The 13,022-nt window shown below is 61.1% G+C and carries 7 protein-coding genes, 1 tRNA gene and 3 pseudogenes; 4 read left to right on the top strand and 7 right to left on the bottom strand.

The genetic code is table 11. The features are described 5' to 3' along the window. Window positions 1–3 precede the first annotated feature (3 nt). A tRNA-Sec gene (locus BZ163_RS17610) sits at window positions 4–99 on the top strand. Window positions 100–373: 274 nt separating this feature from the next. Here the strand turns inward: BZ163_RS17610 and phaC are convergent. From phaC to phbB, 3 genes and pseudogenes are all read right to left on the bottom strand, one after another. Further along, a complete protein-coding gene (gene phaC, locus BZ163_RS17605) occupies window positions 374–2,077 on the bottom strand; it encodes a class I poly(R)-hydroxyalkanoic acid synthase (RefSeq protein ID WP_128871969.1) in 1,704 nt (567 codons plus the stop codon). Window positions 2,078–2,173: 96 nt separating this feature from the next. Continuing rightward, a pseudogene (locus tag BZ163_RS17600) lies at window positions 2,174–3,351 on the bottom strand (acetyl-CoA C-acetyltransferase). Between the two features lie 56 nt (window positions 3,352–3,407). Then, complete coding sequence (phbB, locus tag BZ163_RS17595) at window positions 3,408–4,154, bottom strand: acetoacetyl-CoA reductase (protein ID WP_128871968.1); 747 nt, start codon at window positions 4,152–4,154, stop codon at window positions 3,408–3,410. Window positions 4,155–4,412: 258 nt separating this feature from the next. Here phbB and BZ163_RS35750 point away from each other — a divergent pair, with 258 nt between their 5' ends. Beyond that, a complete protein-coding gene (locus BZ163_RS35750; RefSeq protein ID WP_256579062.1) occupies window positions 4,413–4,901 on the top strand; it encodes an AraC family transcriptional regulator ligand-binding domain-containing protein in 489 nt (162 codons plus the stop codon). Further along, complete coding sequence (locus BZ163_RS35745; protein ID WP_371916817.1) at window positions 4,841–5,452, top strand: helix-turn-helix domain-containing protein; 612 nt, start codon at window positions 4,841–4,843, stop codon at window positions 5,450–5,452. The genes BZ163_RS35750 and BZ163_RS35745 overlap by 61 nt, the downstream gene beginning before the upstream one ends. Before the next feature lie 18 nt (window positions 5,453–5,470). Here BZ163_RS35745 and BZ163_RS17585 read toward each other — a convergent pair. Beyond that, window positions 5,471–8,105: pseudogene (locus BZ163_RS17585) on the bottom strand (DUF3141 domain-containing protein). A gap of 254 nt (window positions 8,106–8,359) precedes the next feature. On the opposite strand from BZ163_RS17585, the gene phaP reads away from it, so the two are divergent. Beyond that, window positions 8,360–8,944 (top strand): TIGR01841 family phasin, encoded by a 585-nt coding sequence (gene phaP, locus BZ163_RS17580; RefSeq protein ID WP_128871967.1) that lies wholly within the window; start codon window positions 8,360–8,362, stop codon window positions 8,942–8,944. 100 nt (window positions 8,945–9,044) lie between these two features. Here phaP and phaR read toward each other — a convergent pair whose 3' ends face one another. The 3 genes and pseudogenes from phaR to BZ163_RS17565 form a co-directional block, all read right to left on the bottom strand. Further along, window positions 9,045–9,536: a polyhydroxyalkanoate synthesis repressor PhaR gene (gene phaR, locus BZ163_RS17575; protein ID WP_128871966.1), complete on the bottom strand. Its 492-nt coding sequence runs from the start codon at window positions 9,534–9,536 to the stop codon at window positions 9,045–9,047. A 284-nt stretch (window positions 9,537–9,820) separates the two neighbouring features. Beyond that, complete coding sequence (locus BZ163_RS17570) at window positions 9,821–11,089, bottom strand: OprD family porin (RefSeq protein ID WP_128871965.1); 1,269 nt, start codon at window positions 11,087–11,089, stop codon at window positions 9,821–9,823. 127 nt (window positions 11,090–11,216) lie between these two features. Next, window positions 11,217–12,990: pseudogene (locus BZ163_RS17565) on the bottom strand (acyl-CoA dehydrogenase C-terminal domain-containing protein). Between the last annotated feature and the right edge of the window lie 32 nt (window positions 12,991–13,022).

The raw sequence follows: 13,022 nt of genomic DNA, 5'->3' as shown, positions 1-13,022 counted from the left end.
CAAGGAAGGCAATCGCGCCCGGTGGCGCGGCCGGGCTTCAAACCCGGTTGGGGACGGCATCCGTTCCCGGGCAGGTTCGACTCCCGCTGCCTTCCGCCATTTTCAAAAATCTCCCAGCCACCCAAATCCCCTGTAGGAGCTGGCTTGCCAGCGAAGACGGCGGCCCATTCAACATCGCAGCGCCTGACAGACCGCTTTCGCGGGCAAGCCCGCTCCCACAGGAATCGCTGCCATACACAAATATTTTGTCCAACACAGAACCCTGTAGGAGCTGGCTTGCCAGCGAAGACGGTGGGTCAGTCGACATCGATGTTGACTGACAGACCGCTTTCGTCGGAACGCCGCCCGGAGCAAGCTGCTCCTACAGAGGCGGTCATTGCTTCACATAACGCCCGGGTGCCGGTTCCAGTGGCGGGTACTGCTCGTTACCGGCGTGCTGCACCGAAGGCTGGCGTTCCCCGGCGTGCCCGGCCAGCCAGGCGAACCAATCGTTCCACCAACTGCCTGGACTCTGTTGGGCTCCGTCGAACCAGTTTTGAGGGTCCTGGGTGACCTGGTCGTTGGTCCAGTAGTGGCGTTTTTCCTTGGCCGGCGGATTGATCACGCCCGCGATATGCCCCGAGGCGCCCAGCACGAAACGCTTGGTTCCGGAGAGCAATTCGGTGCTGGCGTAAGCGCTCCGCCATGGCACGATGTGGTCGTCATGGGTGGCGAGGATGTAGGCCGGGGCGTCGATGGCGCGCAGGTCCAGCTTGACCCCGCAGCAATCCAGTTCACCGGATTTCAGATCGTTCTGCAAATAGGTATGGCGCAGGTACCAGCAGTACATCGGCCCCGGCAGGTTGGTGCTGTCGTTGTTCCAGAACAGCAGATCCAGCGGGATCGGTTTCTGCCCCTTGAGGTATTTGTCGACGTTGTAGTTCCACCACAGGTCGTTGGGGCGCAGCAGCGAGAAGGTATTGCCCATGTCCTCGCCCTTGAACAGGCCGATGGGGCCGTTCACGCCGCCAATGGTGCGCTCGCGTTGGGCGACCAGTTTTTCGTCGACGAAGATATCGATCGCACCGGTATCGCGGTAATCGAGGAAAGTGGTCAGCAGGCTGACGCTGGCGATTTCCTTGTCGCCGCGGGCCGCCAATACGGCCAGCGCCGAACTCAGCAGCGTGCCGCCGATGCAGAAACCCATGCAATTGGGCCGTTGCTCGCCGCTGATCTCGCGGGTCACCTGCAGGCCTTTGATAACGCCGGTTTCGACCAGGTTATCCCAGGTGGTGCCGGCGAGCGACTGGTCGAAGTTGCGCCAGGACATCAGGAACACCGGGTGGCCTTGCTGCAACAGATGCCGAACCATCGAGTTGTCGGGGCGCAGGTCGAGGATGTAGTACTTGTTGATCGACGGCGGAACGATGAACATCGGGCGCCGGTACTGGGTTTCGCTTTGCGGACTGTACTGGATGAGCTGGAAGAGTTCGTTCTCGAAGACCACCTCGCCCGGGGTGTTAGCCAGGTCGAGCCCCACTTTGAAGGCGCCGGCGTCGCACTGACGCATCTTGCCTTCCTGCAGGTCGCTGGCCAGGTGCAGCAGGCCGGTGATGAGGCTGCTGCCTTGGGTCTCGACGACCCGTTGCAGTGCATCGGGATTGCTGGCGAGGAAATTGCTCGGCGCACCGGCGGCGATCGCTTGCTCCACCAGATACAGCAGGCGCTGGCGTGGTTTCTTCTCGCTGAGCGGGAGCAGCTCGAGCAGCTTCATCAGGAAGCCGGAATTGAGCAGGTAAAACGCCGCGAGGGAACCGAACAGCGGCTGGCTCCAGTTACCGCTGGCAAACCGGCGGTCGTCGAAGGTGAAGGCCTGGCCGGTCAACAGACGCTGGCCGAGTTCAGCCCATTGCTGCTGATAATCGGATTGAAGGCTGTCCAGGGTGCTGCGTGGCAGATCGAACCAGGCGTCGCAGTCCTGCCCGGTGAACCAAGGATTGGTGGCGACCCACAGGCGTAATTGTTGCACTGCAAAGGAGGCAGCGAACGGAACCTGGCCTGACCAGAAAGTGTTGAAAGTGTGCGCGTTGTTGTCCATGGAAATTCTTGCCCACATGAAAAGACCAGGTATAAAAAAAACCGCGGCGCCGGAATTCGGCGCCGCGTCTTCAATCAAGCAAGCCCATCGGTGTGCCTAGCGCTCGATCGCCAGGCTCACGCCCTGACCGCCACCGATGCACAAGGTGGCCAAGCCTTTCTTGCCGTCGCGACGAATCAGCTCATGCACCAGCGACACCAGAATCCGTGCGCCTGATGCACCGATCGGATGACCGAGGGCGATCGCGCCACCGTTGACGTTGACCTTGTCCATGTCCCAGCCCAACTCCTTGCCGACAGCCAGTACCTGCGCGGCGAAGGCTTCGTTGGCTTCGATCAGGTCCAGTCGTCCAGGCTCCAGCCGGCCTTGGTCAGGGCCAGGCGGGTGGCAGGTACCGGGCCGATGCCCATGATCGACGGGTCGACACCGGCACTGGCATAGGCCTTGATGCGTGCCAGTACCGGCAAGCCCAGGGCCTGGGCCTTGGCGGCGCTGGCCAGCATCAGCACGGCGGCGCCGTCGTTGAGGGTCGACGCATTGCCGGCGGTGACGGTGCCGGTTTTCTGGAACGCCGGCTTGAGGTTGCCCAATGCCTGGAGCGTGCTGCCCGGGCGCGGTTGTTCATCGGTGTCGAAGACCAGCGGATCGCCCTTGCGCTGGGGAATCAGGATCGGGGTGATTTCAGCCTTGAAATAACCGCCTTCGATGGCTGCAGAAGCTTTCTGCTGCGAGGCCGCGGCGAAGGCGTCCTGGTCTTCGCGGCTGAGTTCGTACTTGCTCGCCAGATTTTCCGCGGTGATGCCCATGTGGTAGTCGTTGAACGCATCCCACAAGCCATCCTGGATCACGCTGTCCTGCAGTTGCGCATGGCCCAGGCGCAGGCCGGTGCGTGCCTTGGGCAGCACATAGGGGGCCAGGCTCATGTTTTCCTGGCCGCCGGCGATCACCAGTTCGGCGTCGCCGCAACGGATGGCCTGGACGGCGAGCTGGACCGCCTTGAGGCCGGAGCCGCAGACTTTGTTCAGGGTCAGGGCAGGGACGGTATGGGGCAGGCCGGCGTTGATCGCCGACTGGCGTGCCGGGTTCTGACCCGAGCCTGCGGTCAGCACCTGGCCGAGGATCACTTCATCGATCTGTGCAGCATCGACACCGGTCTGTTCGAGCAGGCGACGAATCACTGCTGCGCCCAGTTCAGTGGCGGGAATGGCGGACAGGGAGCCTTGGAAACTGCCAATGGCGGTACGCGTAGCGGCAACGATTACGACTTCGTTCATGCAAAACCTCATAGAGTTGTGTCAAGCGGGAGCAGGGCGTCCATGCCCTGACAGGCTTATTGCATGTTCATGCCGCCATTGACCGAGAAGTCGGCGCCGGTGCTGTAGCCCGATTCATCGCCGGCCAGCCAGGCCACGATCGAGGCGATTTCTTCGGGTTGGCCGAGGCGGCCGACCGGGGTGGCGGCGATCATGGTGTCGAGAATGTCCTGGCGGATGGCCGCGGTCATGCTGGTCTGGATGTAGCCTGGGGAGACGGTGTTGACGGTCACGCCCTTGCCGGAAACTTCACGGGCCAAGGCCATGGTGAAGCCATGGATGCCGGCTTTGGCCGCGCTGTAGTTGGTCTGGCCGAACTGGCCACGCTGACCGTTGATCGAGGAGATGTTGATGATCCGGCCCCAGCCCTTGGACAACATGCCTTCAATCACCTGTTTGGTGGTGTTGAACATGCCGTTGAGGTTGGTGTTGATTACGGCGTTCCAGTCTTCCGGAGTGATTTTGCGGAAGGAGGCGTCACGGGTGATGCCGGCGTTGTTGACCAGTACATCCACCGGGCCGAATTGTTCACGGGCCATCTCGAAGGCCTTGCGGGTGGACTCCCAATCGGTGATGTCGCCGTAGATGAATTCGAACTTATAACCCGCCGCCAGCTGGCTCGCTGCCCATTCATTCTTGCGGGCGGAGTCCGAGCTGCAGCCGACGATGACTTTGAAACCTTCCTTGTGCAGGCGCTGACAAATTGCCGTGCCAATTCCACCCATACCGCCAGTAACCAACGCAATACGACCAAGCGATTTCATACCGTCTTTCCTTTCTATATTTTGCGTTGCAGGATGGGGTGTGATTGTTCGGTATTGGCGAGGTATGCGGAAGTGTTGGGAGGTGACTGTCTGGTGTCCAACGGCGCCATACGGGTTTTTCTTGTTCCCTGGCAAAAAACGAACAGGATCTATACTGGGATCAATTATTCGAAGCGAATCACCGGCTAGTATTTGTTTAACGCAGATCAGTTATGGCTCCGGACAGGACGTTCGGTTCCACAGGTCAATGAGGACGCCATGTATAGAATGAGTTCCGGTTACGCCAACGTGCTGGTCAATACGCTGTCAGCGGAAGGAATGGATGTCGCCCACCTGTGTCAGGAGGCTGGACTGGACTTGAACATCGCGCACACGCCAGGCGCGTTGTGTGAGCGAAGAGCGATCTATCGGCTCTGGCAACTGGCGGCACAGGCCAGCGGCGATCCCGACATTGGTTTGAAAGCCTACGGCCATTTTCATCCCGGCAGTTTTCAGATTGTCGGTTACACCATGATGTCGAGCCTGAACCTGAAAAGGGCGCTGGAACGCCTGGTGCGATTCAGCCCGTTGATCGGCACCGGGTTCAGCCTGTTTTTTGTCCCGGAGCGGGAGCACTACCGCATGGCCTCGCTCGATCATCAACAGACCGGCTCGATCAAAAGCCCCGGCAATATGCCGATGCCGGGCTGGCTTCCCTGCTGGGCTTCTGCCGCTGGCTGGGCGATGGAACACTGCCGCAGCCCCTGAGTGTGGAATTCAGCTACCCGGAGCCGCGAGACACGTCCGAGCACCAACGGCTGTTTGGCTGCGACCTGCAATTCGGTTCGGCCTACGACAGCATTCTGTTTGACGGCGAGGAGCTGCTGCGGCCGTTGAGCATGGCCAACGAGGCGCTGGCGGTCCTGCATGACAGTTTCGCCGAGGCGCAACTGGATTCGCTCTGCGGCTTCTCCATTGTCGGCAAAATCCGCGCGCTGCTCACCGAGCGTTTGAGTCACGGCCAGGGGCAATGCGACATGGAGTCGATCGCCGCTGCATTGAACCTCAGCAAGCGCACCCTGCAACGCGCCCTGGAAAAGGACGGGACTCAATTCAAGGACGTGCAGAACGCCGTGCGCCGGCAACTGGCCGATTTTTACCTGCGCCATTCTCACTTCAACATGAAGCATGTGGCGTATCTCCTTGGTTTTCATGACCACAGCAGCTTCAACAAAGCCTGCAGCCGCTGGTTCGGAATGACCCCCGGCCAGTACCGGGCCGAGGAATCGTTCGCGTTCGAGGGCGCCGCGCCGGTGTGACGCGGCGCTGGCCGATGATCAAGGCTTTTTGGTAGAAGGTTTTTTCGCGCCTTTTTTGGCTTTGGGGGAGGAACTCACAGGGCTCACGGTTTTGGCGATGGGTTTGGACAGCACTGCCGGGGCTTTCGGCTCGGTCGGGCTGGTGGGTATCGGCTTGGCCGCTACGACCGGGACTTGCTGCTTGATCGGCTCAGCTGTCGCTACCGGGTCTTTTTGCTTGGCTGGCTCAGGAGTGGCCAACGGCGCTTTTTGCTCGGCTGGTTGCGGTGTTACCGCTGCGGCCTTTTGCTTGACCGGCTCAGGCGTTACCACGGGAGCCTTGATCGGCTCGGCCGACACCACCGGTATTTCCTGTTTGATGACTTCGGCTTTGGCTTCACTCGGCGCCTGGGGCGCGCTGGAACCTGGCAATGGGACATCGAGCAGCGTGTGCAGCTCTTGCCAGACCGGATGTTCCGCGCCGTTGACGGTCAGCAGTTCCGGCAGCAGATTGGCCGCCGCCGCCAACACTTGTTGGCGTTCTTCGGCTTCGGGCAGCAACGATAGCAGGCTTTGCACGCTTTCCTGCGGATAGGTGGCGACCAGCAGTTTCTGCAGGCTCAAGGTTTCGCGCAGGTCAACGGACCCGGGATTGTGGTCCGGCAGCGGCGCCTGCAGTTTGCGGATCAGTTTCTCGACACTTTGCCGGCCGGGCTCGTTACTGTCGTTGCCCAGCAGAAACAGGATGCGGATCAAGGCTTCCATCAAGCCGCCCAGGGGCAAGGCATCCTGCAGGCGTTCGATCAGGAGCTTGTCGTGCTGCTCGGCATGTGCCTGCAGATTGCGTCCGGTGGCATTGCCGAAGAGGCTGTTCAATACGCCATAGATACCGTAGAAACACAGCTCCTGGGTGGCATCGCGCAAATCGCGGTAACCATCCAGGGCGTCCTGGATCTGGTTGGAGAACAACGCCTGCCAGGCCAGAAGAGGGTTGTCCGGGGTAACCGGGTGACGATCCTTGCTGACCTGGGAGGCGCTGGCGGACAGCCACCACAAGGCCGGGTTCATGCTGCTCCACATCACTTGTTGCTGATGGAAGGGGTGCGAGCGGCGGATCAGTTCGGCGGCCGGTTCGTTGATCCACTGCCGCAGCCACGGGCGTATGAAGCCGTCGTACAGGCTGTTGTTGAGGGCGGAAGCGCGTTCGACCAGGGCGAATTCGCGATCGTCGTCACGGCGTGGTTGCTCGTCGCCATGAATGTCGGCGATCCGCCGCGGTTCGAAACTCACGGCATAGCGAGTTGCCGAGTTTTCCGGCAGGTCTTCGATCAACATTTCATACAGCCCGGCCGGCAAGGCATTGATGATGTCGACCGCACCGAGCAGCTCGCGGTGCTCGCGCCGGGCCACTTCACCGGAGACGAAGATGCCCAGGTGCCCGATGCTGGCATGGCGCAGGTAAACGATGGTACGCCCGGCACGTTGCAGGGCGAGATCGCTCGGGTAGACATCGGTGATCCAGTCCAGCGCCTGCTGCGGCGGAGTGATGTTGTCGCCATAGGAGCAGAACACCACCACCGGCACTTCGATGCGCTTGAGGTCCAGCCCGCTGCTCTTGCGTCCCAGGCCGCCGGACAAGCGATTACCGATGAACAGGTCATCGACAATCATCTCGATTTCTTCGCCGTTGAGCAGCGTCGGGCTGCCCCACCAGCGCTCGAAGTCGAGAAAACGCTCGACCTCGCTGTCGACTTCGCTGAACAGGTGGTAGTACTTGCCCCACCAGCTGTGCGCCGGGTCGAGGCTTTCGAAATTGCTCACCAGCCAGGTGCCGTCGAAACGGTCGTTGCCCAGGTCGCTGCCCAGGCGCGCCATCCAGCCGCCCCCCAGCAAGCCGCCGGAGTAGCGCATCGGATTTTTTCCATTGACGCCGGCCCAGTAGGACAGCGGCGCGCCATTGACGATGATCAGCCCCGGCAACTCCGGCCGGGAGGCTGCCAACCCCATCAAGGCCCAGCCCGCCTGGCAGTTGCCGATCACCACCGGTTTGCGGCTGGCGGGATGGCGGGCGGCTGACGACTTCGATCAATCGGGCCTGGGCGGCGGTAATGTCCGCCAGGGTTTGCCCGGGGTTTGGCGAGTGGCTGAAGGCGATGAAGTAGGTGGGATGCCCGGCACGCAGGCTTTCGCCGATGACCGAATCCTGTTTGAAACCGCCGATGCCCGAGCCATGCCCGCCCCGTGGATCGATGATGATCACCGGCGGTTTATTGCCGTCGATCGCTTTGCCGGAGCCGCCGAACACCTGCAACAACGAGTAATTGACCGGGCGGGGCAGGTCTTCGCCGGCGACCAGGGTTTCATGATCGAATTTGAGCAGCAGCGGGTACCCGGCCCGTTCGTGCGCCAGGGTGTTGTCGCCGCGCTGACGCAAGGTGTCCCAGAACAGCACGCTGCGTTGGCCCAGATCAGTGAAATATTCCTGCCATTCCTTTGCGGTAGGTTGTCTCAGTTGCCCGAGACTTGCCGGTGCGAAGGTTTTTGCCTGGCGCTTTTGCACGGCGTCGAGCACGTTGCGGGTATTGAGGCGTTGCAGGTGACTGAGGTGCTCGAACAACCCGGGGGTTGATGCAAGCCCTTCATCTTGCAACGCAATATTCTGATCCTGGCCCATCGTGAACTCCTGATGCCTTAATAGGGGAAGCGGCGCATCCAACCCTTTTATGCAACATGACTGGGCCGGCCGTCTGATGGTCAGGAGTTTAGCGCTATTAAGGGCAGGGCTGACAAGGTTTATTTTGCGCTGCACAAAAAAGGGGTTGCGAAAAGTTTTTGTGCGCTGCAATATAAAGGCTAACGCGATGACTGGCAGGTTCGCTATCGCGTCCTCTGGCCCATTTGGGCCTTCCAGTACCAGGAGATTCAAGCATGTCTTTTTTCAACTCGGAAAAACTGCAAGCCACTCAGAAAGCCAACCTTGACCTGATCCAGCAAATCAGCGGCAAAGTCTTCGCCAGCGTTGAGCAGCTCAGCCAGTTGCAGTTCAAGGCCCTGCGCGAGTCGACCGAAGAGCAGTTCGAAGGCTTTCGCAAGCTGCTCGCCGTTCGCGGTCCACAAGATTTCGCCGAGCTGCAGGCTTCTTTCACCCAGCCGAACAAGCAGACCGAACGCCTGACCGAGTTCAATCGCCAGGTTCAGGCACTGATCGCGGACACTCAGTCGGACATCGCCAAGCTGGCCTCCAGCCAGGTAGAAGCCGGCACCCAGCAAGTGCAAGAGTTCGTTGAAGCGATCAGCAAGAACGCACCAGCTGGCTCCGAGCCAGTAGTGGCCGCGTTCAAGTCGGGCCTGGCGAATGCCGGCTCCGCGTTTGCAAATGCACAGCAAGCCGCGAAACAGGCTTCCGAAAACGCACAGCAAGCTGCAAAGCAGGCTTCCGATACGTTCACCGAAGCAACTGCCGCTGCTACCAAAGCAGCTCCGGAAGCAAACGCCAAGACCGGTAACAAGTAAGTCTTAGCAGTCCGGTTGCACCGATGGCGATGGGTTTACTCCCCATCGCCATTTTTTTGGCTGGAATAAACTGATTTGCAGGGCTCAGGCCGACAGTGCTTCACTCACCGTCTTTCTTTGGCGGCTTGGCGCCAAACAGGCCGAACATGTTCTGGGTGTTGAGATACAGCGCCTTTGACTGGTCGACATACTGGCGCATCAGGTCCTGCATCACTGGCGCCTGCTGGTGCATGAACGCGCTCCAGGCCTCTGACGATTGCGCGCCGGTCTGGGACTGGACGTCGATCACGGTCTGGATGCTCTTGTCCAGGTAGCTGCCGAGCACACCCTGATAAGGACCGTAGAACTGGATGATCCCCATCAGCATCTCGCTGGAGAAGATCGGCTCGCCGCCGCTTTCAGCTTCCAGAATCACTTGCAGCAGAATGCTGCGAGTCAAATCCTCGCCGCTCTTGGCATCGACCACCTGAAACGGAACCTTGTCGACGACCAGTTGGCGGATGTCGGCCAGGGTCAGGTGACTGCTGGTATGGGTGTCGTACAGTCGGCGATTGGGGTATTTCTTGATCAGGCGGGGGGTGGTATCGGTCATGCGGGCGTCTCGCGGCGGGCCTGGATTGCAGGCATCTTACTCTACTATGACAACTGCCGCGGATTGGTGTCGGGGAGGGGAACCCAGGGCCGACATCCATGTCGCCCTGGAGGACGCCTTCGCTGGCAAGCCAGCTCCTACAGTTGACCGTGTCTTTCTGAACAACTCGGTCAACCGTAGGAGCTGGCTTGCCAGCGAAGGGGCCCGTCAGAACACTGCAAATCCAGCAACAAAAAAGGGACTACGCCACCCAGCGAGTCCCCCCTCATGCAGCCCGGATCGACCTACCAGATCGGCAAGCTATAGCTGACAATCAACCGATTCTCATCCAGATCGCTGCCAAAGTTGCTCGAGCGCACCGTGGCATTACGCCATTTCACCCCGACATTCTTCAACGGCCCGCTCTGCACGACATAGCCGATATCGGTATCGCGCTCCCATTCCTTGCCTTCCGGGCGGTTGTTGCCCAGGTCGATATCGGAACCGCTGAGGTAGCGGGTCATGAAGGTCAGGCCCGGAATGCCAAGGGCCGCGAAGTTATAGTCGTAACGGGCTTGCCAGGATTGTTCGTCCTTGCTGGCGAAGTCGCCGATCTGCACGAAGTTGACCAGGAACGCATCGGTACCGTTGATGTAGGCGTAGCCGGTGTCGCCGCTCATGCCTTGGTAGCCGAGGCCGAACGCATGCCCGCCGAGGCTGTAGGTGAACATCGCGCCAATCGCGTTGTTGTCGACATTGCTGCCGCCATCGTCCGTGGAGCGGGCGTAACGCAGATCAGTCTTGAGCGACTGGCCGGTGGCGACCGGCAACACGTAGGTCAAATTCACCAGGTGCTGACTGTAGAGATTGTCGAGGTGGCCGTAGCTATAGCCGGTGGCCAGGTTGCCGGTCCACTTGTAGTTGAGACTGGCGAAATCGAAGCTGTCGCTGGTCGCATGCCGGGTAATGATGCCCTTGGCGCCGGTGCGGGTGATGCCCATGTCCTCGTAGTCCGAGGAGTCACGCTGGTTGACCTGGGTCAGGCGCCCGGCGTCCACGGTCAGGCCTTCGATTTCCAGCGAGGACAACTGTCCGCCTTCGAAGGTTTGCGGCAACAGCCGCGAATCGTTGGCCAGCACCGTGGGCAGCTTGGGCAGCAGGGTGCCGAGTTTCAGCGTGCTCTTGGAGGCGCGCAGTTTGGCAGTCAGGCCCAGTTCGCCGTACTCGTCCTGGGCGCCTTTGCTGATGTCGCTATGACGCTTGAGCAGGCCGGAGCCGGCGCGATCGGGGCTGGAGTCGAGTTTGACACCGAGCAGGCCAATGGCATCGAAGCCGACGCCGATCAAGCCTTCGGTGAAGCCCGATTCATAGCGCAGCAGGAAACCCTGGGCCCATTCCTCCTGTTTGGATTGCGCAGCGTTGTCCTGGCGATAATCGCGATTGAAGTAGAAGTTGCGCAGCTCGACGCTGGCCTTGCTGTCCTTGATAAAATCAGCGGCGGCGGGGGCCGAGAGGCTGATGACGCCACCGGCCAGCAGCAGTCGGGTGGTGAGAGTGCGGGTGTTACGGTCCATGGTGAAGCCCCTTTGTTTTTATTAGGCAAAGACAGGTCCCGCGGCCCTCGCCGGAGAGGCGAGGGTTTATCGATAAAAAACGCAGGCGCCGAAAAGAGAGGAGCGTGGCGCCGCGTGGGTTCAATCGTTAAAACTGTTCGGCGGACAGGCCGTAGAGTGAGCCACTGCCGGCGCGGATGGATTGCTCCAGGCTCAAGATGCGCGGCAGCAGGCGATGGATGTAGAAGTCGGCGGTGGCGATTTTCGCGCCGTAGAACGCCTCGTCTTCGCCGCGTTTCTGTCCGGCGACCTGCGCCATGCGCGCCCACAGCCAGGCGTAGGCGACGTAGCCGAACAGGTGCAGATACTCCACCGAGGCGGCGCCGATTTCGTTGCGGTTGGTCGCGGCCTGGTCCTGCAGCCAGTCGCTCAGGTCTTCCAGGCGCTGCACGGCATCGAACAATTGAGCGCTATAGGGCGCGTTCGGCTGTTGGGCGAAATCAAGGATCTGGCCGGTGAACTGGCGCAGGGCGAAACCGTTGTCAGCCAACACTTTGCGACCCAGCAGGTCCAGCGCCTGAATGCCGTTGGTGCCTTCGTAGATCTGCGCGATGCGCACGTCGCGGACCAGCTGTTCCTGGCCCCATTCGCGGATGTAGCCATGGCCGCCGAATACCTGTTGGCCGTTGATGCAGCTTTCCAGGCCGGTATCGGTGAAAAATGCCTTGGCCACCGGCGTCAACAGCGCGACCAGGGTTTGCGCGGCGTCGCGTTCCCGGGCGTCATCGGAAAATTTCGCCAGGTCCAGTTGCTGCCCGACGTAGCTGGCAAACGCACGGCCACCTTCGGTCATGGCTTTCATGCTCAGCAGCATGCGCCGCACGTCCGGGGTGGACGATGATCGGGTCGGCCGCTTTGTCCGGGGCGATGGCACCGGTCGGTGCGCGGCTCTGCACCCGTTCACGGGCGTAAGCCACGGCGCTCTGGTAGGACGCTTCGGCGCAACCGATGCCCTGGATGCCGATGGACAGGCGTTCGTAGTTCATCATGGTGAACATCGCCGCCAGGCCTTTGTTGGCCTCGCCGACCAGCCAGCCGCTGGCGCCGTCGAAGTTCATCACACAGGTGGCCGAGGCCTTGATGCCCATCTTGTGTTCGATCGAACCGCAGCTCACGGCATTGGGATTGCCCAGGGAACCGTCGGCGTTGACCAGCACTTTGGGCACTACGAACAGCGAGATGCCTTTCGGGCCCGCCGGCGCATCGGGCAGTCGGGCCAGCACCAGGTGCACGATATTTTCGGTCAGGTCCTGATCGCCACCGGTGATGAAGATCTTGCTGCCGGTGATGCTGAAACTGCCATCGGCCCGGGGTTCGGCCCGGGTGCGAAGCAGCCCCAGGTCGGTGCCGGCGTGGGCTTCGGTCAGGCACATGGAGCCGGCCCAGCGGCCTTCATACATCGGCGGCAGGTACAGGCTTTTCAGGGTCTCGCTGGCATGGGCGTCCAAAGCCAGGCAGGCGCCGGAACTCAAGGCCGAATACAGGGCGAAGCTGGAGTTGGCGCCGTAGAGCATTTCCTCGAACTGCACCGCAAGCATCTTCGGCATGCCCATGCCGCCGAAATCGGCGTTGCCGGACAGGCCGACCCAGCCGCCTTCAATGTAGGTGGCATACGCCTGTTTGAAACCGATCGGCGTACTGACCTGGCCGTCTTGCCACTGGGCGCCTTCCTCGTCGCCGCTGCGATTCAAGGGGGCAATCAGGTGCGAGGTGACTTTGGCGGCTTCCTCGAGAATCGCGTCGGCGGTGGCGGTGTCGACACTGTCGGCCAGGGCCGGCAGGCGCGCCCACAGGGCCGGGGCGTCGAACACTTCATGCAGCACAAAGCGCATGTCGCGCAGCGGGGCGTTGAATTCGGGCATAACGTGAACCTCAATGGAACGGTTGGGCACGG

The organism is Pseudomonas sp. VI4.1, assembly GCF_002029345.1.
GTDB lineage: Bacteria > Pseudomonadota > Gammaproteobacteria > Pseudomonadales > Pseudomonadaceae > Aquipseudomonas.
This window is presented reverse-complemented; position numbering and strand designations above follow the sequence as displayed.

Bases quoted from the DNA above. Each gene is read 5' to 3' on its own strand.
- phaR (WP_128871966.1), bottom strand. From the start codon at position 9,536: ATGACCGATACCACCCCCCGCCTGATCAAGAAATACCCCAATCGCCGA.
- phaP (WP_128871967.1), top strand. From the start codon at position 8,360: ATGTCTTTTTTCAACTCGGAAAAACTGCAAGCCACTCAGAAAGCCAAC.
- phbB (WP_128871968.1), bottom strand. From the start codon at position 4,154: ATGAAATCGCTTGGTCGTATTGCGTTGGTTACTGGCGGTATGGGTGGA.
- phaC (WP_128871969.1), bottom strand. From the start codon at position 2,077: ATGGACAACAACGCGCACACTTTCAACACTTTCTGGTCAGGCCAGGTT.
- BZ163_RS17570 (WP_128871965.1), bottom strand. From the start codon at position 11,089: ATGGACCGTAACACCCGCACTCTCACCACCCGACTGCTGCTGGCCGGT.
- BZ163_RS35750 (WP_256579062.1), top strand. From the start codon at position 4,413: ATGTATAGAATGAGTTCCGGTTACGCCAACGTGCTGGTCAATACGCTG.